This window comes from Leptolyngbya sp. AS-A5 (genome assembly GCF_039962495.1).
Lineage (GTDB): Bacteria > Cyanobacteriota > Cyanobacteriia > Leptolyngbyales > Leptolyngbyaceae > Leptolyngbya.
The window spans coordinates 324014-345910 of sequence record NZ_JAMPLL010000003.1; the positions used below are offsets into that span (position 1 = coordinate 324014).

19 protein-coding genes are annotated in these 21897 nt (G+C 48.3%); 9 read left to right on the plus strand and 10 right to left on the minus strand.

The window, feature by feature from the left end; translation table 11 throughout:
* Positions 1 to 41 precede the first annotated feature (41 nt).
* The 3 genes from NC980_RS06170 to NC980_RS06180 all read right to left on the minus strand — a co-directional run bounded on the left by NC980_RS06170 (position 42) and on the right by NC980_RS06180 (position 3011).
* Complete coding sequence (locus NC980_RS06170; protein ID WP_190377895.1) at positions 42 to 374, minus strand: DUF6825 family protein; 333 nt, start codon at positions 372 to 374, stop codon at positions 42 to 44.
* Positions 375 to 459: 85 nt separating this feature from the next.
* Positions 460 to 2043 carry a serine/threonine-protein kinase gene (locus NC980_RS06175; protein ID WP_190377896.1) on the minus strand — a complete coding sequence of 528 codons (1584 nt, stop codon included), beginning with the start codon at positions 2041 to 2043 and terminating at the stop codon, positions 460 to 462.
* A 149-nt stretch (positions 2044 to 2192) separates the two neighbouring features.
* A complete protein-coding gene (locus NC980_RS06180; protein WP_190377897.1) occupies positions 2193 to 3011 on the minus strand; it encodes an acyl-CoA desaturase in 819 nt (272 codons plus the stop codon).
* A 119-nt stretch (positions 3012 to 3130) separates the two neighbouring features.
* Between NC980_RS06180 and NC980_RS06185 the strand changes: the two genes are divergently transcribed.
* A complete protein-coding gene (locus NC980_RS06185; protein WP_190377898.1) occupies positions 3131 to 4381 on the plus strand; it encodes a methionine gamma-lyase family protein in 1251 nt (416 codons plus the stop codon).
* Positions 4382 to 4429: 48 nt separating this feature from the next.
* Here NC980_RS06185 and NC980_RS06190 read toward each other — a convergent pair whose 3' ends face one another.
* Genes NC980_RS06190 through NC980_RS06215 form a run of 6 tightly spaced genes read right to left on the minus strand, consistent with a single transcriptional unit; the run spans position 4430 to position 10216 of the window.
* On the minus strand, positions 4430 to 5326 hold the full coding sequence (locus NC980_RS06190; RefSeq protein ID WP_190377899.1) for a DMT family transporter: 897 nt from the start codon (positions 5324 to 5326) through the stop codon (positions 4430 to 4432).
* Between the two features lie 58 nt (positions 5327 to 5384).
* Positions 5385 to 7064, minus strand: coding sequence for an alpha/beta hydrolase (locus tag NC980_RS06195; protein ID WP_348253910.1), 1680 nt, complete (start codon positions 7062 to 7064; stop codon positions 5385 to 5387).
* Positions 7065 to 7095: 31 nt separating this feature from the next.
* Positions 7096 to 8280, minus strand: a complete 1185-nt coding sequence (locus NC980_RS06200; protein ID WP_190377901.1) for an aspartate aminotransferase — start codon at positions 8278 to 8280, stop codon at positions 7096 to 7098.
* Between the two features lie 36 nt (positions 8281 to 8316).
* On the minus strand, positions 8317 to 9474 hold the full coding sequence (locus tag NC980_RS06205; protein WP_190377902.1) for an iron-containing alcohol dehydrogenase family protein: 1158 nt from the start codon (positions 9472 to 9474) through the stop codon (positions 8317 to 8319).
* Between the two features lie 21 nt (positions 9475 to 9495).
* Complete coding sequence (locus NC980_RS06210; protein ID WP_190377903.1) at positions 9496 to 10014, minus strand: Ycf51 family protein; 519 nt, start codon at positions 10012 to 10014, stop codon at positions 9496 to 9498.
* 31 nt (positions 10015 to 10045) lie between these two features.
* Complete coding sequence (locus NC980_RS06215; RefSeq protein ID WP_190377904.1) at positions 10046 to 10216, minus strand: hypothetical protein; 171 nt, start codon at positions 10214 to 10216, stop codon at positions 10046 to 10048.
* A 301-nt stretch (positions 10217 to 10517) separates the two neighbouring features.
* Between NC980_RS06215 and NC980_RS06220 the strand changes: the two genes are divergently transcribed.
* The 3 genes from NC980_RS06220 (at position 10518) to NC980_RS06230 (ending at position 13707) form a co-directional block, all read left to right on the plus strand.
* Positions 10518 to 11681: a GuaB3 family IMP dehydrogenase-related protein gene (locus tag NC980_RS06220; protein WP_190377905.1), complete on the plus strand. Its 1164-nt coding sequence runs from the start codon at positions 10518 to 10520 to the stop codon at positions 11679 to 11681.
* Between the two features lie 414 nt (positions 11682 to 12095).
* A complete protein-coding gene (gene trxA / locus NC980_RS06225; protein ID WP_277881460.1) occupies positions 12096 to 12467 on the plus strand; it encodes a thioredoxin in 372 nt (123 codons plus the stop codon).
* Between the two features lie 154 nt (positions 12468 to 12621).
* Positions 12622 to 13707 carry an LOG family protein gene (locus NC980_RS06230; RefSeq protein WP_242027062.1) on the plus strand — a complete coding sequence of 362 codons (1086 nt, stop codon included), beginning with the start codon at positions 12622 to 12624 and terminating at the stop codon, positions 13705 to 13707.
* An 85-nt stretch (positions 13708 to 13792) separates the two neighbouring features.
* Here the strand turns inward: NC980_RS06230 and NC980_RS06235 are convergent, their stop codons facing one another.
* Positions 13793 to 14314: a GIY-YIG nuclease family protein gene (locus NC980_RS06235; protein ID WP_190377907.1), complete on the minus strand. Its 522-nt coding sequence runs from the start codon at positions 14312 to 14314 to the stop codon at positions 13793 to 13795.
* A 65-nt stretch (positions 14315 to 14379) separates the two neighbouring features.
* Here NC980_RS06235 and NC980_RS06240 point away from each other — a divergent pair, with 65 nt between their 5' ends.
* The 5 genes from NC980_RS06240 (at position 14380) to NC980_RS06260 (ending at position 21866) form a co-directional block, all read left to right on the plus strand.
* Positions 14380 to 16734: a GH116 family glycosyl hydrolase gene (locus NC980_RS06240; protein WP_190377908.1), complete on the plus strand. Its 2355-nt coding sequence runs from the start codon at positions 14380 to 14382 to the stop codon at positions 16732 to 16734.
* Between the two features lie 157 nt (positions 16735 to 16891).
* Positions 16892 to 19642 (plus strand): zinc-dependent metalloprotease, encoded by a 2751-nt coding sequence (locus NC980_RS06245; RefSeq protein WP_242027063.1) that lies wholly within the window; start codon positions 16892 to 16894, stop codon positions 19640 to 19642.
* Between the two features lie 10 nt (positions 19643 to 19652).
* On the plus strand, positions 19653 to 20270 hold the full coding sequence (locus NC980_RS06250; protein ID WP_190377909.1) for a Uma2 family endonuclease: 618 nt from the start codon (positions 19653 to 19655) through the stop codon (positions 20268 to 20270).
* Positions 20267 to 21391: a THUMP domain-containing protein gene (locus tag NC980_RS06255; RefSeq protein WP_190377910.1), complete on the plus strand. Its 1125-nt coding sequence runs from the start codon at positions 20267 to 20269 to the stop codon at positions 21389 to 21391. The genes NC980_RS06250 and NC980_RS06255 overlap by 4 nt, the downstream gene beginning before the upstream one ends.
* Before the next feature lie 181 nt (positions 21392 to 21572).
* The gene (locus NC980_RS06260) at positions 21573 to 21866 is read left to right on the plus strand and encodes an RNA-binding protein (protein WP_190377911.1); all 294 of its coding nucleotides are present in this window, start codon (positions 21573 to 21575) and stop codon (positions 21864 to 21866) included.
* The last annotated feature ends 31 nt before the right edge of the window (positions 21867 to 21897 follow it).

The window sequence follows — 21897 nt, forward strand, 5'->3', positions numbered from 1 at the left end:
ACTGAATGTTAAACTCAACTTTATTATTACAAACGCGAATCTTACTGAGTTGATCGCGTCCGGTAGCGCTGAAGTTCAGACCGCAATTCCGCGATTTCTGCCCGCAGATCGTCGATCGTCGCTTGCAGGTCGCCGCTTGTTTGTAAGTCTAACGGAACGATCGCGGTCGTCGTTTGAGCTTGGGTGGCGATCGTGGCTTCACGCTCTGCCCGTGCCATCACTTCATCGACAAGCTGCCGCAGGTTTTCTCGCTGTTCGGCATCGAATTTTCCTAGCTCGCTCAAGGCATCGGTAAGACCTGCTTCAAGCCGCTCGTAAGCAATTTCAGCGATTGCCCGACCTACAAAGAAAGCATGAACTAAGGGAGTACTCATAAAATTTTTCCTAGCGCTGCCTGAATTATAGCGTGAGCCGTCGAGAGGACAACCCAGGCGGAGGGAGAATCTCCGCGATCGACCGTTAGGGTGTTGTAGATGGAGTCGGCGTGACTTCGCGAGAACTGGGTTTCAAAGGTGCAGGCGCAACGGGAGCCGGAGCGGTTGCCGGCGGAACTACAGGTTCGGGGGTTGTACTCGTTTCGGGTAAAGGCTCGGTTGGCCCGGTCTCAGGTTCGATCGGTTCAACTGAGGGCTTGGGTTTCACAGGATTGGTGGGTACGATCTCCTCGGTGAGTGGACGACGGCGCGGGCGAATCGGTTCAGGCGACGGCGTTTCTATTTTTGGGGGGGTATAGATAGAGCGATCGACTTCTGGGGTAACGGATTTTAAGAGTGTTTTGTCAGAATTGGTGCTGCTCGATTCAAGGGGAAGATCGGCGGCATCCTTGTCATTTGGATTGAGGGTGCCTTTCCATTCTTTTTCGGGAAAAGGCTGTACAGGCTGTAGCAAAGCCGTTCCAGGTGCTTTGGTCGCGCTAATTCGCAGTGCTAATCCGAATCCTACGCCGATCGCGCCAGCCGTCACCATCGTTAGGACTAAAGATTTTGGCAAGCGAGAGGTCGGGGATACGAGGACTGCTGATGCCGGAGTCGCTTCTACGGCAGTTGTGGGAAGTGCCGTCAAGGTTGGGGCGGGTGGCGCGGTAGGAGCTTTAGTGGGAGGAGCCGCCGATCGTCCGTTCTGTACCGGGAATGAAGCCAGCGTGACTTCTGGCTCGATCGAGCGTCCCCGACCGTTTTGAGACGATGTGGAATTGCCAGTTGTCGGAGTACTCTGAACAATATTATTGGCTGCACTGTTCGCACCATTGCTGGTGGGGTTCGTTGCCATCAGTGGGAGCGTTGTGTTGGGAAGGAGGCGCAACCACTCATCCGCAGTTTGAAGCTGCCACTGGGGATCACGGGTTAGTCCTCGAAAGATGGCTTGCTTGGTTGCAGGACTCCAAGAGTGGTGTTCAAGCGACGGTGAGCCGTTCGGGAATTGTCCGGTCAGGATAAAGTAAAGAGTTGCAGCCAGCGAGTAGAGGTCGATCGCGAATCGATTGTCTTGGCTCCAATTAGCATCAGGAGGAAGAAAGGGGCTTTTATCAACCGGGGGTGCAAGGTCGTGAGCAAACCCGAAGCCGACGAGAACGCCTAAATTAGTGCCTTGACGACGCACGATCGTTTCGGGTCGAATATTGCGGTGAATCAGTCCGTTACGATGAGCAACGCTGAGCGCTGAGGCGACTTGCCGCAGATAGTGAATCGCTTCGGCTTCGGTTAGATGTGGTGCATTAAACGTAGAAATGCGATCGTGCAGAGTCTGACCCGGAATGTATTCCATCACCAGAAACGGTAGACCATCTTCTTGGAAAAAGTCGAGAACTCGCACAATACTGGGGTGCTGGGAACGAGCGAGAAGTCGAGTTTCTTCGATGAATCGAGTTTTGAGTTGGGGGAAGCTTTGCATCACTTGCAGGCTAGGGTCGATCGTTTTAATTACGACCGATTGCTGAAGGAGCGTTTGCGTTGCTAGATAAGTTGCGCCTAAGCTCTCGCGCCCTAGAACTTGATTGAGTTGGTACTTTCCGTTCTGAAGACTTGCACCGATCCGTAATTTCATGCGCTAAGCTCCTACCCACAATCCCATCATGCTAACCTTTTCGGGCCGAATTCCCAAGTTTCCGGAGGGCGCGAAGTAGCCCTTCTCTAATAAAAAATCCCGGACGATAAACAGCGCGATCGTCCGGGATTTTTTATTGAAATCTGACTCTAAGCTTTGTCTTCTGCAAGTTTCACCTTGGTTGCAAGACCAAGAACTTGCAGTAGCCGAATCGTCATCCAAGTCATATCGATTTCCCACCATTTCAGACCGTGACGAGCGGAATACTGAAACGCATGGTGATTATTGTGCCAGCCTTCGCCATAAACCAGAAGCGCTACCCACCAGCAGTTCGTGGAGTTGTCACCGGATTCATAGGTGCGGTAGCCGAATTTATGGGTTGCACTGTTGACAAGCCAAGTGCAGTGGTAAACCAGCACCAAGCGAACAAAGATTCCCCAAACCACAAACGACCAACCGCCAATCGCGTATAGTAACACGCCTAATGCAATTTGCAGCAGCGCAAAGTAATTTTCTAAAAACTGATAAAACTTGTCGTCAGCAATATCTTTCGTAAATTTAGGAACTTCATTTTCAGCCGGAACATCCCGCAGCATCCATTCCATATGGCTCCACCAGAAGCCTTTAGTCGAATCGTGGTGATCGTTGGGCTGATCAGAATAAAGATGATGATGACGATGTAGCCCGATCCACCAGATTGGCCCGCCCTGCATTGCCAATGAACCAAAGAAAACTAGGGTGTATTCGAGCCATTTTGGGACTTGGAAGCTGCGGTGACTCATGAGACGGTGCCAGCCGAGGGTAATTCCTAAGCCCCCGGTCAGCCAGTGAAGGAAGATTGCTAATCCGACTGCGCTCCAGCTAAAGTTTCCGGGCAAAAAGGCGAACAGTGCGCCGATGTGAATCGCCACCATGAAGCCTAGCGTGGGATAGTCTATTTTCAGTTTTTCGGAAGTTGCAATAGTCATGAAAGAATCTCTAAACGGAATACGATACTAATTTGCGCGACAATAGAACCCGCTCTAACCGACTGAGTTATTCGGGTTAGCGCAATCTCTACTGTAAATATTAATGAACGAGGCAGACGATGGACGGCTCGATCTTGATAAAAGAAGCAGAACAAGCGCTATCTGCAATTTTTTCTGGTATTGACTCTCAGGTCAAGAAAAATTTACAAAGGGTGCTGGCTGCTTATCGCCATCATCGAGTGGGAGTTCATCATTTTGCCAGTGTCTCCGGCTACGGTCATGATGATCTAGGACGAGAAGTGCTCGATCGTGTCTTTGCGGAGATCGTTCAGGCTGAGGCTGCGATCGTTCGGGTGCAGTTTGTGTCTGGAACTCATGCGATCGCCTCGGCGCTTTACGGAGTGCTACGTCCGGGTGATGAAATGCTCTGCGTTGCAGGTGCGCCCTACGACACCTTAGAAGAAGTGATTGGCTTGCGGGGACATCAGCAAGGCTCTCTCAAAGATCTTAGCGTTTCGTATCGGCAATTGGAACTCACACCGGACGGGTTAATCGACTGGCACGCGCTCCGGACGGCGATTCGACCGAATACAAAATTAGTTTCGATTCAGCGATCGTGTGGCTATTCGTGGCGACCGAGTTTGTCGATCGTCGAAATTGAGAAGATCGTTGCCATCGTCAAGGAACAAAATCCGAATACGGTTTGCTTTGTGGATAACTGCTATGGAGAGTTTGTGGAAGATCGAGAACCCACGGCGGTTGGAGCAGACTTGATTGCGGGGTCTTTGATTAAAAATATGGGGGGGACGATCGTCACGACGGGCGGATACGTTGCAGGTCGATCCGATTTGGTGGAAATGGCAGCTTGTCGGTTAACTGCTCCGGGAATTGGTAGTTCCGGCGGTGCGACGTTTGATCAAAATCGCTTGTTATTTCAGGGCTTGTTTCTTGCGCCTCAAATGGTGGGTGAAGCGATGAAAGGCAATCATCTGACCGCTTATGTGTTTGACAAGTTGGGCTATCCGGTAAATCCGGCTCCGATGGCTCCGAGGCGCGATGTGATTCAAGCGATTAAGCTAGGTTCGCCGGAAAAGATTATTGCGTTTTGCCGATCGATTCAGCAGAATTCACCGATCGGCTCTTATCTAGATCCGGTTCCGTCGGGAATGCCTGGCTATGAGAGTGAGTTGGTGATGGCAGGTGGGACATTTATCGATGGCAGCACTTCGGAATTTTCTGCCGATGGCCCTTTACGTGAACCTTATGTTGTGTTTTGCCAAGGTGGAACGCATTGGACGCATGTAGCGATCGCGCTCGAAGCGGCAATCGAAGCGCTGGAACAAAAAACCCCCGACCGAAGCCAGGGGTAATTATCAGGGTGCATCTACCATTCCCCTTTACTCAGAGATTCGGGTAAATCAGGATACTTTTGCAGAATTTCCTAAAATTGCGATCGCGACTCCGATTAATAAGACCAAAGCTCCTGCAATCACTTGCGTTCCAGGAATTTCTTGAAATAGTGCGATCGCAAAAATCGTCGATCCAACTGGCTCTAGCAAAATAATCAGCGTCACGATCGCTGGCGGTAGATGTCGCATTGACCAATTGAAACTGGTATGTCCAATCAGTTGTGGAAACACTGCCATCAACGCAATGTAAACATAAGTAAGAACGGGATAGCCAATGTAAGATGAGCCGAATAGGAACGGCAAGGGAAACAGTACGATCGCCGCAACGCCATAGGCGATCGTGACGTAACTTTTTACGTTTAATCCTTGCCGTTGTGCTTCTCGTCCTAATAACAGATATAAACTTGCTGCCCATGCGCCGACGATCGCTAATCCATTTCCCAGCAGTGGATTTGAACCGTCTCGACTGGTTTGATCAAATCCAATTAAGATGCCCCCAATCATGGCAATTCCAATTCCCCAAAACGTTGCACGGGTTGGCTTTTCTCGAAACCAAGCCCAACTAAGCAGAGCAACCCAGAGTGGATTCGTTGTTACAAGCGTTGTCGAAGCTGCGATCGACGTATAAGACAGCGACGAAATCCAGGTCGCAAAATGCACCGCCAGCGAAATCCCTGCACCGATCGCGAATTTGGTCGCACTTGGTGAAGCGGTCTGAAAAGACCGCCAAGTTGGAACCAAAACCAGCGCTGCGATCGACAAGCGGGATGCTGCTAAAACAAGACTAAACCCAACGTCTGAAACACCTGAAACGGTTGTCGCAAGTCGAATCAGAATTGCAGCCGTTGAAACTGAAAGAATTCCGATCGTCAAAACGATCGCTAATGTGAGCCTATTCGATCGCATTGTCCTTAAAAATTAAAGACTACCTCGAAGCAGGAGTTCTCCGAAGATAAGGGCTGAACTAGAATGCTTTTCGATCGCTCAGCTTTCCACTAGCTAAACCGAGACGATCGTACCGCTCATTCGCAAGCAAAACTTGAATGCCTTTTTCGCCGCATTGTTGAGAAAAAAGCTTGAGTAAAACCTGGCGATCTCCCTGATTTGCATCAATCGTCATGAGCAACTTTTCAAGTCCAATACTGCTCAATCCGTAAATTAAGCGACGACTAAAATTCGCATCTTTAGCAAATAAAAATCCACCGTGTCCGTCTGCTCCAGAGAGAATCAAAGCAACATAATCTTTGAAATTTAGGAAGGATTTACCAAGCGCTTGACTAACAATTCCTCTACCGTTTTCTTGATAGTTTGTGCAATCGAAATAAGTAAATAATTCTGCAATAAAACGATCGCTCTCCAAGTCAATTTGTTCTTGCCGCTTCGACAGTGGCATGCCTTCTCGTAGATACAAACGCTCTAAAAATTCAATTCCACATAACGGAATCAATTGCCCAGAATTATCTAGATTCACGATGCCGCTTTTCTCAAGTCCAAATTTTCCCGGACTTCTCACAATCACATTTCCTAAGCGATATCCTCCATCTCGTGTGCTTGTTGGAAAACTGAAGTAATTTGCCGCAGTTGAAGCAATTTTCAGCACCATATCGCCTTCGTTGCTGAAGAGATAAGCTTCATCAAAACGACGCAACGAAGACTTTAACGGATTCCCTCGTCCTGAGATGATCGTTTCAGCAGAAATATCGGGTGCAACTAATACTAACCGGCTCAATCTGAAGGCATTACCAATATCTGAAGAAGGAAGCTTTTTCTGATTTTTGATGTGTAGATTTCCGATCGAATCTCGATCGAATACATCTGACAAAATTCGCACCGTATTTGTCACTACAAAAGCACCCATACTGTGCCCAATGAAACTAAGACGGACTCGTTTTTGCCGATTTGTCGATTGCCCTACTAATTGATTATCTAGCTGCCGAATAAACTCAACTAAATCTGAGACACCGAAATTTGCTGCACGATAAGTATCTCGAAAATATCCTGAGATTCTCAGAATAAAGATTGTCAAAATAACCACAACAATCGATAAAGAGAGTGTTAGTGCCAAAGAGGAAGCAATCAGAATAGTAAGACTATCGACAAGATTGAATAGCGCAATGACAAGATTAAAAATGCCGCCAATCACCGCAAGTAATACTCCAAAAATACCTGCGATCGCTAGGGGTTTTGGTAAAGCTTTGAATGCCTTAATCGTTCCTTGCAAAACCTTAAGAATGCTCGAAGATTTCTGACCCGATTCATTCGGAAATACGTTTTCTGAAGACCATCGATAACCAATGACCATCAAGCCTGGTGAAACATGGTTTGCGAAGTTTTGATTAACGTATCTGCGGATTTCTTCGTACCACCATCTTGCTCCTGATTTGCTGGAGTTATAACCGTGAATTGCAATCAAAATTTCAGCATCTTCATGCTGCTGTAGGTAATCCGCAATCTCCTTCAAAACCTCGCTGGGCTCTCGATCGATAGTCGTTTCGTCTTTATCTTCAACATTGATCGGAGCAGTGCTGCTCACCATATACCCCGGAAAGCGAAACCCATTCATATCAAATGGCTCGATCGACAGTAGATGGCGGCTCATCGTCATTTCCTCAGCATTAATCTGCCGCAATATAATAGCTTGCAATCGCGATTTTGCTGAGAAAGTTTGAGTTGTTTTAAGCGAAACGGATGTTGGCTTGCTTTAATCGGTTTAGGGCCTCACCTAAGCGATCGCACTCTGCAATTAAGCTAATTCGCACATAGCCTTCCCCCCCTGCGCCAAACGCATTTCCAGGAGTGACAACAACCCCCGTTTTCTGCAGAACGGTCAGCGCAAAATCAGTTGAACCCATTCCCGGCGGACAAGGAACCCAAAGATACATCGTGGCGTTGGGCTTCGGAATCGACCAGCCTAATTCAGAAAGTCCATTAATTAAGAAATCGCGGCGAGTTCGATAGCGCTCCTGCACTTCGATAAGGTAGCGATCGGGCAAGTTCAAAGCGGTTTCTGCTGCGCTCTGAATGGCGGAAAAAATGCCGTAATCAAGGTTCGTTTTCAGCGTCCGCAATCCTTGAATCACGTGGCGATTTCCTACAACAAACCCCACGCGCCAGCCTGCCATGTTGTACGTTTTTGACAGCGTATGAAACTCAACTCCGATCTCTTTCGCGCCTGGAATTTCTAATAAACTTGTGGGCTGATATCCGTCAAACGCTAATTCTGCATAGGCTTGATCATGTACCAGCAAAATTTCATACCGACGCGCAAAGGCAACAATTTCTTCAAAGAACTCGCGTGGAGCGGTTGCAGTTGTGGGATTGCTCGGATAGTTGAAATACAAAATCTTCGCTTTCTGAGCCACTTCTTCGGGAATGGCGCTGAGGTCAATAAGCCAATTTTGCTCAGCTTTCAACATTAGTGGATACAACGTTGCACCCGCAATTAAAGGCCCTCGAAAATGGGGCGGATAGGAAGGACTCGGAACCAAAACAACATCACCCGGATCGAGATATGCCAAGGCTAAATGCGTCAGTCCTTCTTTTGATCCCAATAGCGGTAGGGCTTCACCATCAGGATTGAGATCAACTCCATAGCGCCGTCGGTACCAATCGGTAATGGCTTTGCGAAAGCTGGCTGTGCCCTCAAAAGGTGGATATCCGTGATTTCTAGAATCTTTAATGGCATTGCTCGCCGCCTCCACGATCGGGCTTGGAGTCGCCCCGTCTGGATTTCCCATACCCAAATCGATTAGATCAACTCCTTGCGCTCTGGCGTTGGCTTTTAGCTCATCCAGACGCGCAAACACATATTGAGGCAGCTTTGTTAAGCGATTGGCAGGAGAAATCCAGGGCAAATTCATGAGTGTGAAGCGATCGACGAATAATGACTGAGTTGGCTATTCTACCGCAGATCCAACCATAGATAAATCACTCAGGTCAGTGCGGGCCGATATTGTCGGTGCTGTGGTTGATACCATTGCTGCCATCAGCTGACTCGGAACAACCGGGAACGGTAAGCGATGAATGTCTGAAGTGTCATTACAAGCAATCTCCGCCGCCCGTTGAAGCTGTGCGATCGTCACATTCCCCAGTCCCAAATCAGCCAACGTCTTCGGCAAGCCAATTTGGTCATAGAACTTCAGTAACTGTTGGCGGGAGGTCGCGGCAAGCTGATTGCCTTGAACCATTTCTTCAAGTCTAAGCTGCACCAAAATTCCGAACGCAACTTTTTCGCCGTGTAAAGCGTGATGACTTTCGAGCAGGTGAGTTAATCCGTTGTGAACCGCGTGAGCCGCAACGGTTCGACATTGCGCTCCACCAATTCCACCAATTACACCCGCCATCAGCACTGAAGCATCCACGACTTCCTGCCACTCTGCTCCTAAAGGATTCTGCAAAGCGGCTTCGGATTTCTGAAATAGGATATCGCGCAAAACTCGCGCTTGTTGAACGGCGGCAATCAGTAAGGTTTTGTCAGAGTGACCGCTACTGACTGAGGCTTCGTACCATTTTGCGATCGCATCTCCGATGCCAGCAACTAATGTTCTCTGGGGCGCGGTTGCAACCAAATCGTAATCCAACACCAGCAGCTCCGGACAGCGCGGCAATCCGACATCGTACAGAAAAGCGTGCTGTTCAGAATATACGTTCGATAACGCTGTCCAAGCGGCGCAAGTGGCGGCTGAGGTGGGGATCGTGACGATCGGCAAATGGCACTGGTAGGCTAGGAGCTTTGCCGTATCGAGCGCTTTACCGCCTCCGACTCCGATGATCAAATCGGCTTGATGGTCTGCAACTGCCTTTTTCAAATTTGCCAGCGTAATCTCGCTACAGTCGTTGCCGTAAGACGCTTTTGCAGGCTGAAGCGAGTGCGACTTAAACACTGATTTCAGTCGAGATTTAACCACATCAAGCGATCGTTCTCCACCAACTAAGAGCGGACGAGTTCCCAAGCGAGCGATGCAATCTCCGACTTGCTCGATCGCTCCTGACCCGCGTACCACTTGGGCAGGAGCAATCATCAACGAAACCACGGAATTTGATTGAGTAGACATATTTGGAATGAGAAACAAACTTTATGCGGTTGGCTGCGGTAACTGCGCCAAGTTCTCGCGATACAGCTTAATCGTAGCGTTTTCATCCTCGCGCATCGAGAGCGATCGCTGAATTTCACCCAAATATAAAGGTTGGGATATCCCCTTTTGGGGATGCAAAATGGTTCGCGCCCGAATGGTCATTTGATTTGATCCTTGTCCAAGACGACCGTAGGAGAAGATATCGATCGCAGCTTGTTTGAGGGTCGCTTCGAGTTGAGATTCGGTAATGGTTGGAGGCACAGCGATGACGACCTGAGCCGCTCCGGCATCAAACACCCGCGAGTAATGAACATTTCCAGGAATACTGGGACGGTTGTACAGTCCCAAACTGAGCGCAAACACCCCTCCGGTTAGAACGGCGGTAAATCCGGTCACGCCGACGAGTCGGAAGCGAATTCCCCATTTGAACAGAAACGCAACGATCGTCAGAACGGCAAACGCGATCGTCGCAATGCCTAACCATTGAGTTTTTTCAATTAACTGTGCGGTTTCAAACATAGGAAGAATGGGTCAAGTTTTCAAATTCAATCTAATTACCAGTATCTTCGTCCGGTGGCTCTTGATTCAGATCAGCATCTAGCATTCGTTGGGTCTCAAGTCGAAGTCCATGAATCTCAAATTGCACCTGATCGAAACGAGCAAACATCAAGCCGTCGCGCCAATTCTCTAATCCTGTTAATTCGCTCTTGATGAGCGGCAAGCTGTTCTTAATGGATTTGAAGTTGAACCGCTTGAGCGCGTTGGTTTTGAGCCACGAAATCAATGAATTGATCGAGGTTGGCTTCTAAACGTTCGACGTGATCGCGTCAGTTTTCTTGAACCTCTTCTAACATGGCAAGACAAATCCAATCTCTCAAAATTATAAGTCTCGGCGGGCGGTTTAAAGATTTTGCAATTCATGAACGTTCAGCAGATTGAACGGCGATCGTCCCTTGTTTTTCTCACACAACTAGGATTGAAATTTGATACTCTTATCCAATTAGTGCTTGGGGAACATTGGCGTGGACATTCAAATCGGCAGGGGCAAAACGGCTCGAAGAGCATATGGATTCGATGAAATTGCGCTTTCTCCTGGAGCGCGGACACTCGATCCGAAACTGGCAGAGACGGGCTGGACGATCGGCGGCATCGATCGCGAAATTCCGATCATCGCGTCGGCAATGGATGGAGTCGTCGATGTCGAGATGGCGGTCAAACTTTCACAGTTAGGCGCACTTGGCGTTCTGAACTTGGAAGGCATTCAAACTCGCTACGATGACCCCAATCCGATTCTCGATCGCATCGCTTCAGTTGGGACAACGGAATTTGTGCCGTTGATGCAAGAACTTTATTCGCAACCGATTAAGCCCGAATTAATCGAAAAGCGAATTCAAGAAATTAAATCCCAAGGTGGAATCGCTGCGGTGAGTGCGACTCCTGCGGGTGCCGACAGATTCGGACAGATTGCCGCAAAAGCGGGAGCAGATTTGTTCTTCATTCAGGCAACCGTGGTTTCGACCGCGCACTTGTCGCCGGAATCGATCGCTCCTTTGGATCTAGCGAAGTTCTGCGAAGAAATGCCAATTCCCGTAATTCTCGGAAACTGCGTCACTTACGAAGTCACGATGAATCTAATGAAAGCGGGAGCTGCCGCTATTCTCGTTGGAATTGGGCCGGGTGCCGCTTGTACATCTCGTGGAGTCTTGGGTGTCGGAGTGCCTCAAGCGACCGCCGTTGCAGATTGTGCTGCCGCTCGCGACGATTTCAAGCGCGAAACGGGGCGGTATGTTCCTGTGATTGCTGACGGTGGGCTGATCACAGGCGGCGACATCTGTAAATGTATTGCTTGTGGTGCTGATGCGGTGATGATTGGATCGCCGTTTGCCCGTGCCAAAGAAGCACCGGGACGCGGATTCCACTGGGGAATGGCAACGCCTAGCCCCGTCCTTCCCAGAGGAACCCGGATTCGCGTGGGCACGACCGGAACTCTGGAACAAATCTTGCGCGGTCCCGCTCAATTAGATGATGGAACGCACAACCTTTTAGGAGCGCTGCAAACCAGTATGGGAACGCTAGGCGCGAAGAATATTAAGGAGATGCAGCAGGTCGATGTCGTGATTGCTCCATCCCTATTAACCGAAGGCAAAGTGTACCAGAAAGCCCAGCAGCTTGGAATGGGCAAATAAGCGCGAAGGCGCGATCGCAGCCTCTAAATTCACAAGCCGCGATACCCTTGGCACACGAAGTCGTGACCGCAGAATAAAGTTTTTATTAAAAGCCTAAGAGTTTTGCCACGACTTGCAATATTGGCGGGTAAATCCAAATCCGTCGTCTAGAATAGAGGAAGCGGAGACGCAAGTTTCCGTTCACTCCTCACACCACACTCCGCCTGGACTTCGGTTTAGGCGGTTCCTTGTTTTTAAAGCGAGAAGTAGGGAAATGAGGAGTGGAAGCAGAGCTAATCATTTCAGTTTTTCCTAACTTCCTACTCCCCCATTTTTCCTAGAGATTTCTCAAGTTTTAGAGATTTCTCAACCGAACGAGCCACCGATTTGTATCTAATTATGTCTGGGCTGAGAATACGTCCTGTCGTTTTTGCTATGTTAGAATTTCGTCAAATGAAACAAAGGCAAGGATTTTCAGGAATGTCAGCAACCGCACAAGTTACCGATTCTTCTTTTGACCAGGAAGTGATTCAGAGTGAGGTCCCAGTCCTGGTAGACTTCTGGGCACCCTGGTGTGGTCCCTGTCGAATGGTTGCACCTGTAGTCGATGAGATTGCAGAGCAATACGAAGGCAAAGTCAAAGTGGTCAAACTCAACACGGATGAAAATCCTCAAGTTGCTAGCAGATTTGGAATTCGCAGCATTCCCACGCTGATGATTTTCAAGGGCGGTCAGCGGGTGGATATGGTCGTCGGTGCTGTCCCGAAAACGACGCTTGCAAGCACACTTGACAAGCATCTTCTTTAAGGTTACGTCCCTGGATTCGTCTCATTTGCTAAACTCATTTGTCACAGTGCTGAGAACGCTCCGGAGTAAAATTCTGGGGCGTTTTCAGTAGTGATGAGGGCATCGCATTCTGCCCAATCTCGTTAAAATAGAATGCCCTTGTGAGGAATCGCTCATGCCTGTTGACCCGTCCCAACCGTCTCCATCGATGTTAAATGTCGAGCCGTTGCGATCGACGCTTAACGACCTACTCGATCATCTCCCGAATATGCAGCACGGGGCGTTAATTGCCCAAGCGCTGAACCTGATTGCGCGAATGTCGGGTGATGAGATCGATCGGCTGGACTGGAAGATTTTGAATGCGTCGCTGCAAGATATGGAGCGGGCGTTTACTGTGTTCTATCCGTATCGGCATGTGCGGAAGATTGCGATTTTTGGTTCTGCTCGAATTAAGCCGAATACTGAGGAGTATCAGCTTGCAAAAGAGTTTGCTCAATGTGTGACGCAGCAGGGATACATGGTGATCACGGGTGCGGGCGGTGGCATTATGGAAGCGGGCAATGAGGGCGCAGGAGCAGAAAAATCGTTTGGCTTAAATATTCAGTTGCCGTTTGAGCAAGGTGCAAATCAATTTATTCAAGGCGATCCAAAGCTGATTCCGTTTAAGTATTTTTTCACGCGCAAAGTGTTCTTTCTAAAGGAAAGCGATGCGTTAGCGCTGTTTCCGGGTGGGTTTGGGACTCAAGATGAAGCGTTTGAATGTTTGACGCTGACGCAGACCGGGAAATCGGCTCCGGTGCCACTGGTGCTGGTGGATAAGCCGGGCGGCAACTATTGGGACGATTGGACGGAGTACATTGATAAGCAGTTGCTGAAGCGTGGCTTGATTAGCCCGGACGATCCGAGCCTGTTCACGATTACCGATGATATTGATGTGGCTTGTGCGGCGATCTCTAATTTCTATCAGGTGTATCACTCCAGTCGTTACGTTGGCAGCCAGCTAGTGCTGCGATTGAAGACGGAACTGAGTGATGCGGCGGTGGATGAGTTGAACGATCGCTTCAAAGAGATTTTGGTCACAGGTCGGATCGAGAAAACGAAGCCGCTCCCGCAAGAGGCTAAAGATGAGACTTATGCTTTACCGCGTCTGATGATGAACTTTAATCAGCGGGATTTAGGCAAGCTGTATCAACTGATTGCAGCGATTAATATGCTGGGGAATCCACCGCCAGAGATTTCTGCTCATCCGGAGCGGAAGTAGGAGAGGTGACTGCGGGTAAAGACGCGAACACATTTGGTTATCGAGGCTTCTAATCGCGTCTTTACGCAGACCCAGATCTTTCCTGCTATTTCAGGTCGAGTAATCCTTCTTCCTTAAGCTTTGGATTGAATCGGATTTCTGTTTGAACATTTCGCGCTTTCAGTTGAGCCATAATCCCAGCTTCGATGCGGCGAGCAACGTTCTTTAGCGCTTTTCCCTGTGTGAATTCATCGAGAGCGCTTTCGTAGGTTGATCGCTCTTCATCAGTCATCAAGGATTTGACCTGAATTGGTTCTGTCCATTTGGCTTCGTTGTCGATCGATAAATGATTCTCTTCAATCCAAGCCGTGCGAATTGTTTCGAGAAGTGTGCGGTTGGGTCGATCAAAGGTCTGCACTTTGATCCAGTAGCACTCAGAAAGGCATCGAACTAGATGCTGTCTTAAGCTGAGAAAAACATCCCGCGAAAAGCCAATAAATTTTAGCGTTTGAGATTGATCAAAAATGGCATAAATGCCGACTTTCCCTTGAAATTGTTCGGGCAGTTGACCATTCTCATCAACGTAGGGAATGAAGGCTAAATCGGCTAAGGTAGGAATTTCGGTCATAGGATTCGGCGGGCGACGTTGTTCGATCGTAGTATATTGGGCATTGCCGCTCGCCAAACTTAACGATGACTCAATCTAATTCCGTTCGAATTCCCGCTTGTGCTTGGCAGCGCTCGATCGGGCAGGGTTGGGAAAAGCCCTACACCGTGCGCTATCCAAGCAATTTAGACGATGGGGCTTGGCATGGTGCGCCGTTGGGGGGATTTGGAGCGGGTTGTATTGGGCGATCGTCAAGGGGCGATTTTAATCTCTGGCACATTGATGGCGGAGAGCATTTGTTTGACTCGATGCCTGCTTGTCAGTTTAGTGTGTTTGAGCAAATCGGTGAACAATCGCAAGCTTATGCACTCACGACCGATCGGACCTTGGAGAGTTGGCGATCGTATCCCGAACAATCTGGAACTTATGCAGCACTGTATCCGCGTAGCTGGTTTAAGTATGAGAATGTGTTTCAAGCGCAGTTAACTTGCGAGCAATTCTCGCCGATCGTTGCGAATAACTATCAAGAAACGAGCTATCCGGTTGCTGTGTTTCAATGGGCAGCACACAATCCTACAAATCAGCCGATTACGTTGAGCATTATGCTGACCTGGGAGAATATGGTCGGCTGGTTTACGAATGCGCTCAAATCGCCGGAAATTCGTCTTAGAGACGATGGAAGTCCAGTGTATGAATATCAGCCACGATTGGGCGAGAGTGCTGGAAACTTTAATCAACTTACGGGAAATGAACATCAATTAGCGATCGTCATGTCTCGCAATGTTGATCAACCGAAAGAAGGCGACGGACAATGGGCGATCGCAACATCGATCAATCCTTATTTGTGGGAAGTGTTTTATCACACGCGATGGAATCCTGAAGATGGTTCTGAACTGTGGGAGAGCTTTTCGCGGGATGGATCATTGAGTGATCGAGACGATGAAACGCCTTCAACGGGTGAGCGAATTGGTAGCGCGATCGCCGTTCGATTTACCTTAAAACCCGGTCAAACGCTGCAAATTCCCTTTGTTCTGAGCTGGGATCTTCCAATTACAGAGTTTGCTGAAGGTGTTGAGTATTTTCGGCGTTACACAGATTTTTTCGGTCGCAGTGGGCAGAACGCTTGGTCAATTGCTCGAACGGCATTGAAGCATCATCGATCATGGCAAGAAAAGATTCAAGCTTGGCAACAACCGATTCTTGATCGCACTGATCTACCCGATTGGTTCAAGATGGCACTTTTTAACGAACTCTACGATTTAACTCAAGGCGGAACATTGTGGAGCGCAGCCGATGAGCGCGATCCAGTCGGACAATTTGCAGTGCTAGAGTGCATTGATTATCGCTGGTATGAAAGCTTAGATGTGCGATTGTATGGTTCGTTTGGATTGTTGATGCTGTGGGCAGAGTTAGAAAAAGCAGTGATGCGATCGTTTGCCCGCGCTATTCCGCAGCAAGACGATCGAACTCGTGTGATTGGTTACTACTATACGATCGGAGCCGAAAGCCCGATGGCACTTCGCAAAGTCAAAGGTGCAACGCCACATGATTTAGGCGCACCAAATGAGCACGTTTGGGAGAAAACGAACTATACCGCTTACCAAGACTGCAACTTATGGAAAGATCTTGGCTCAGATTTTGTGTTGCAGGTTTATCGGGATTATCTATTAACGGGCGCAACTGACACGGAATTTCTAGAAGAATGTTGGGATGCGATCGTTGAAACCTTGCAGTATCTCAAACAGTTTGATCTCGACGAGGATGGCATTCCTGAAAACTCAGGCGCACCGGATCAAACCTTTGATGACTGGCGATTACAAGGTGTTAGTGCTTATTGTGGTGGATTGTGGATTGCAGCATTAGAAAGCGCGATCGCCATTGGAAATATTCTCGATCGACCTGTGGAACTGTATCAATCTTGGCTCACACAATCACGCAAGGTTTATCAAGACACGCTCTGGAATGGAACTTACTACCGCTTAGATAGTGGTAGCGGCTCAGATGTGGTGATGGCGGATCAACTCTGTGGACAGTTCTATGCAAAGTTGTTGAACTTACCGGATATTGTTCCGATCGACTGCGCTCGATCCGCACTGCAAACCGTTTATGACGCTTGCTTTGTGAAGTTCAGTGAAAAGATGGGCGTTAAAATCGGTGCAGCCAATGGAGTTCGCCCCAATGGATCTCCCGAAAATCCAAACGCAACCCATCCTCTTGAAGTTTGGACAGGCATCAACTTTGGATTGGCAGCGTTTTTGATGCAAATGGAAATGAAAACACAAGCTTGGACACTTACTGAATCAGTGGTACAACAAATCTACAATCACGGACTGCAATTTAGGACACCCGAAGCGATCACAGCAGCAGGAACATTTCGCGCCAGTCATTATCTTAGAGCAATGGCAATTTGGGCAATTCTGCTGGTTTACGATCGCGCTTGAAATCAAAATGTCACGCTAACTTCAGACAATGCGTGTACACTTGACCCACAAATTAAGAATGTCTGAAATTTTATTCACTCTTCTGTCTGCAAGCTAGTATCGATCCACTGCCTTCATAGTACCGATTACCCGCAATCTCACTGAGTAGAACAATAGAATGAAACGAGTATCGCGATTCCTGGCTTTCCTATTGGGGTTTATGCTGGTGATGTTGCCTGTGAGCATCAGCTGGGTGTTACCTGGAGTCGCTGAATCCCCCCGATCAGCCCAAAGATCTAGAACTGAAGTGGATCGATCGCAACTTCGCCCCTTCGATGAAGTGATCAAAGATGCCACACCGCTCAAAGGACTTTTTACGCTATATCGCAACGAAAAGAGCGGCAAACTGTTTGCAGAAATTATGCCGAATCAGCTAGAGCGTAATTTCTTTGCGGCAATGACGCTGGAATCCGGGGTCGGGGAGCGTGGAATCTATAGTGGTTTACCGATCGGAGACTTTCTCTTCACACTCCGACGGAACAAAGACTCCATTCAATTTGTTGTCCCGAATATCTATTTCCGCTCAGAACAGGGATTACCGATTCAGCGATCGATCCAGCGATCGTTCAGTGATTCGATTCTAGAAACTTTGCCAATCCGTAGTATTCATTCAGAGCGCAAGAGCTTTCTTGTCGAACTCAATCCCTTATTGTTATCAGACTTACCGGGATTGTTACCCGTTCTTGGAAAATCACTGGGCGGCGACTACAGCCCAGATATAGAAAATTCGTACTTTGATAGAGTAAAAGCTTTCCCACAAAATATTGAAGTTGAGACAGTGTTTGGCTTTATCGGTAGCGGCAACGATGAAAGCCTTCCCACCTATATCGAAACCCTGCCAGATAGTCGGGCATTTACCCTAAAGGTGCGCTATAGCTTGTCTCAACTGCCTGAGAACAGTGATTACCGTCCAAGACTTGCAGACGATCGCATTGGCTATTTCATCACCGCTTACAAAGACTACACCAACGACAACGCTAGACGACCGTTTGTTCGCTACATCAATCGCTGGAACTTACAAAAACAAGACCCTTCTGCACCGCTCTCTAAACCCAAAAAGCCGATCGTTTTCTGGATTGAAAACAGTGTCCCGCTAGAGTACCGTGATGCAGTTCGAGATGGCGTTTTGATGTGGAATCGTACCTTTGAAAAAATTGGCTTCAAAGATGCGATCGAGGTCAAACAAATGCCAGATAAAGCGGATTGGGATCCGGCAGATGTCCGATACAACACCATTCGCTGGTTCAATACCAACGATGCCATCTTTGCAATGGGGCCTTCTCGCGTTAATCCACTTACAGGCGAAATTCTCGATGCAGACATCATTGTTTCTGCTGACTTTACCAGAGCGGTGAAAGAGGACTATCGCACGATCGTTGAACAAAATCAGATGCGATCAGCTCCCTTTGCCGCACAGCTCACAGGTAATGCCAACCTTTGTAACTATGGTATGGCAGCCCATTCGCTTCGTAAACAAGCCAAAGCTGACGAAAAGAAAAACACAGCGCGGCTCCGATTTGGTTCTCACTTAGGCAACTACCAAGACCTTTGCTTTGGTGTAGATACGGCTAAACAATACGCAGTTGGAAATCTTTCGCTGGCACTGATGCAAAATACTTTGCCAAGCAGTCCCGAAATGAAAGCGTTTGCTCAAGAATTTATGCGGAGCTTAATTGCTCATGAAGTTGGACATACGCTCGGTTTACGGCACAACTTCCGCGCGAGTTCAATGCTCAAACCTGAAGAACTAAACAATACTGCGATTACTCGATCTAAGGGCTTGGTTGGATCAGTGATGGAATATGCTCCAGTCAATCTTGCACCCCAAGGAACCAAGCAAGGTGATTATTTCACTCATACAGTTGGCCCCTACGACGAATGGGCGATCGAATACGGATACAAACCGATCACTGCAATTATTCCACTCGCGGAAAAGCGTGAGTTAGATAAAATTGCTCAACGCGCTCCTGCTCCCGAACTGACCTACGCGACGGATGAAGACCTGACTTATCTCGACCCTAAAATCAATGTGTTCGACATGAGCGGTGATCTACTGACTTACGCTCAGTGGCAATTGAACAATGCTCGCCAGATGTGGAATCGCGTTGATCAGCGCTATCCATTCGAGGGCGATGGCTTTAATGAAGTCAGAGTGGCTTTTAATGCGGTGTTTGAATACTACTTCCAGTATTCGACTTTCTTGAGCGAGTACATTGGAGGACAGTATTTTAATCGATTTAAGGCGGGGGATGCCAAAGGAAGATTGCCGTTTGAGCCAGTGCCGATCGATCAACAACGCCAAGCTTTAGCCTTGATCGAAAAGTATGTGTTTAGCGAAGAACCCTTCCGCTTCTCACCAGACTTCCTCAACAAACTAGCTCCGTCGCGTTGGGCACATTGGGGCGCAAATCCGACTCCCAATCTGGACTATCCAATTCACGACAACATTCTATTTCTGCAAAGCATCACGCTCTATTCCCTGTTGGATTACGATCGCTTAGCTCGTCTGCGAGATTCTGAGCTTAAAACCCAAGCTGGACAGGGATTAACAATTCCTGAGTTGTTTGATAGTCTCCAGTCGAGCATTTGGGGCGATGTGATTAAGCCACAGGATAATCTCAAGCTCTCTGGCTTGCGTCGTGCCCTACAACGACAATACATGGAGGCAATGATTTCGATGTTGTTGCGACAAGCGCCAGTTCCCGAAGATGCTCGGACGGTTGCGCGGTATGAACTGAGACAACTTCGACGGTCTATCGATCGTGCGCTCGGTCGAGTCAGTGAGAAGGAAGTCTACACCAAAGCACACTTAGAGGAGGCGCGCGATCGAATTGCCAAAGCACTAGACGCGCAATTACAGTCACAGTGAGGTGATCTAGATGGTTCAATCTCTTCCCAAACAAATTACGTTTGATGAGTTCATTGCTTGGTATCCCGAACACTCTGAATATCGCTATGAACTCCACAATGGAGAAATTATTCAAATGCCCAAACAGATCGGTAAGCATTCAGAAGTGAGCGGATATATCGCGCTCAAATTAGGCATGGAGATTGAACGACTGCAACAACCTTACTTTATTCCCAGAGAGTGTGTTGTCAAAGTGGAAAACTCTGGATATGAACCGGATGTGATTGTGTTGAATCGATCGACTATTCAGGCTGATCCTCGTTGGGCAAAGGAATCAACAATCACCCGTAGCGAATCGGCAGTTCTAATTGTTGAAGTGACCAGTACAAATTGGAGCGATGATTATGCTCTGAAGCTAGAGGACTACGAAGCTTTAGGAATTGAGGAGTATTGGATCTGTGACTGTTTAGGGCTTGGAGGAAAGCGATATATCGGTTCACCCAAACAGCCAACGTTCTCGGTGTATCAATTGAATGAAGCTGGAGAGTACGAAGTGAGGCAATTTCGGGGAGAGCAAGCGATCACATCAAAAGTCTTTCCCGAATTACAGCTAAGCTTGAATCAGGTTCTAGATTGCATTCACTCATGAATCAGTATTTTGCGACTGTCGCGCGAGGACTAGAAACGCTTGCAGCACAAGAATTAGAGCAATTAGGTGCGATCGCGATCGAGCCAGGATTTTGCGGAGTCGCATTCACAGGGGATTTGGCGCTCTTGTATCGCGTCAATCTTTGGGCGCGACTACCGTTTCGCATCCTGATGAAGCTGCATGAATTTCCCTGCCAGGATGCAGAAGATCTCTATCAGGGTGTGCAATCGATCGACTGGTCGCTGTATCTCACTCCGGATATGACCTTAGCCGTGAATGCCACGGGTAAAACTCAACAGCTTAATCACACGCATTTCACAGCCCTTCAAGTTAAGAACGCGATCGTAGATCAGCAGCAAGACAGATTGGGCGATCGCTCTAATGTTGAACTTCAAGCCCCGGATCTTCAGATTAATGTGCATCTTGATCAAAATCACTGCACCGTAAGCCTCGATAGCTCGGGTGAGAGCTTACACCGTCGAGGCTATCGTCCAGCCGTCGGCTCCGCACCGCTCAAGGAATCATTGGCAGCAGCGCTAATTCAACTCTCTGGTTGGCAACCGGAGCAGGTTTTTTATGATCCCCTCTGCGGGTCGGGGACATTACCCTTAGAAGCCAGTTTAAAGGCATTAAATGTTGCCCCGGGATTATTTCGGGAGCGGTTTGGGTTTGAAACTTGGTTGGATGCAGATTTGACCTTATTAGAGGACTTGATTCAAGTCGCAGAAGCGAGTCAGCGAGAGCACCTTCCTGCACCGATTTGGGGGAGCGATCGTGACCCCGCAGTGATCGAGCAAGCGATCGTCAACGCAACTCACTGTGGAGTCTCAAATCACGTTTATTTCGCGACACTCGACTTATCGGAAGTTGCTGCTCCCGCAAACAGTGGAGTGTTATTCTGCAATCCCCCGTATGGAGAAAGACTGGGACGAGATAGTGACTTGAGCGCCTTTTACAAGCGTTTAGGCGATGTGCTGAAGCAGCAATTCAAAGGGTGGACAGCATTTGTATTGAGTGGAAATAAGGAACTCTCTCAATCGATCGGACTAAGATCGGCGCAAAGATTCCCGGTGTATAACGGAGCGCTGCCGTGTCAGTTGATGAAGTACGAACTGTACTGATTTCCCTTTTGTTACGCTTAATCAAACTTTTCGAGATATGCCCAAGTTATTGCGATCGCTGCTCAAGATTGTGCTATGTTGTAGATTCAAGAGACTTTCTTCGGCTGTGTAATTCCTTTCCATTACGTTAAGTGTTGCTCCGAATCTAAATCTCTCTACATCCATTTTGGAGCAATGTTTTATGTCAATTTACGTGGGTAATCTGTCCTACGAAGTCGTGCAAGACAATCTTGCACAAATTTTTGCTGAGTTCGGAACAGTCAAGCGAATTCAACTCCCCACCGATCGAGAAACGGGACGCTTACGCGGATTCGGCTTTGTCGAAATGTCAAGCGATGACGAGGAAGCGGCAGCGATCGAAGCTCTTGACGGAGCTGAGTGGATGGGTCGCGATCTCAAGGTCAATAAAGCTAAACCTCGTGAAGAAAGAGGTGATTCAGGCGGTAGAGGCGGCGGTTTCTCTCGGCGTTACTAAACCCTGGAGCTGAACCAGTTTAAAGAGTGTG

What these genes read in the sequence shown, in the direction of transcription:
- NC980_RS06235 (WP_190377907.1), bottom strand. Translation starts at nt 14,314, where the DNA reads ATGACCGAAATTCCTACCTTAGCCGATTTAGCCTTCATTCCCTACGTT.
- NC980_RS06205 (WP_190377902.1), bottom strand. Translation starts at nt 9,474, where the DNA reads ATGTCTACTCAATCAAATTCCGTGGTTTCGTTGATGATTGCTCCTGCC.
- trxA (WP_277881460.1), top strand. Translation starts at nt 12,096, where the DNA reads ATGTTAGAATTTCGTCAAATGAAACAAAGGCAAGGATTTTCAGGAATG.
- NC980_RS06185 (WP_190377898.1), top strand. Translation starts at nt 3,131, where the DNA reads ATGGACGGCTCGATCTTGATAAAAGAAGCAGAACAAGCGCTATCTGCA.
- NC980_RS06170 (WP_190377895.1), bottom strand. Translation starts at nt 374, where the DNA reads ATGAGTACTCCCTTAGTTCATGCTTTCTTTGTAGGTCGGGCAATCGCT.
- NC980_RS06210 (WP_190377903.1), bottom strand. Translation starts at nt 10,014, where the DNA reads ATGTTTGAAACCGCACAGTTAATTGAAAAAACTCAATGGTTAGGCATT.
- NC980_RS06180 (WP_190377897.1), bottom strand. Translation starts at nt 3,011, where the DNA reads ATGACTATTGCAACTTCCGAAAAACTGAAAATAGACTATCCCACGCTA.
- NC980_RS06250 (WP_190377909.1), top strand. Translation starts at nt 19,653, where the DNA reads ATGGTTCAATCTCTTCCCAAACAAATTACGTTTGATGAGTTCATTGCT.
- NC980_RS06260 (WP_190377911.1), top strand. Translation starts at nt 21,573, where the DNA reads ATGTCAATTTACGTGGGTAATCTGTCCTACGAAGTCGTGCAAGACAAT.
- NC980_RS06240 (WP_190377908.1), top strand. Translation starts at nt 14,380, where the DNA reads ATGACTCAATCTAATTCCGTTCGAATTCCCGCTTGTGCTTGGCAGCGC.
- NC980_RS06200 (WP_190377901.1), bottom strand. Translation starts at nt 8,280, where the DNA reads ATGAATTTGCCCTGGATTTCTCCTGCCAATCGCTTAACAAAGCTGCCT.
- NC980_RS06190 (WP_190377899.1), bottom strand. Translation starts at nt 5,326, where the DNA reads ATGCGATCGAATAGGCTCACATTAGCGATCGTTTTGACGATCGGAATT.
- NC980_RS06255 (WP_190377910.1), top strand. Translation starts at nt 20,267, where the DNA reads ATGAATCAGTATTTTGCGACTGTCGCGCGAGGACTAGAAACGCTTGCA.
- NC980_RS06245 (WP_242027063.1), top strand. Translation starts at nt 16,892, where the DNA reads ATGAAACGAGTATCGCGATTCCTGGCTTTCCTATTGGGGTTTATGCTG.
- NC980_RS06230 (WP_242027062.1), top strand. Translation starts at nt 12,622, where the DNA reads ATGCCTGTTGACCCGTCCCAACCGTCTCCATCGATGTTAAATGTCGAG.
- NC980_RS06175 (WP_190377896.1), bottom strand. Translation starts at nt 2,043, where the DNA reads ATGAAATTACGGATCGGTGCAAGTCTTCAGAACGGAAAGTACCAACTC.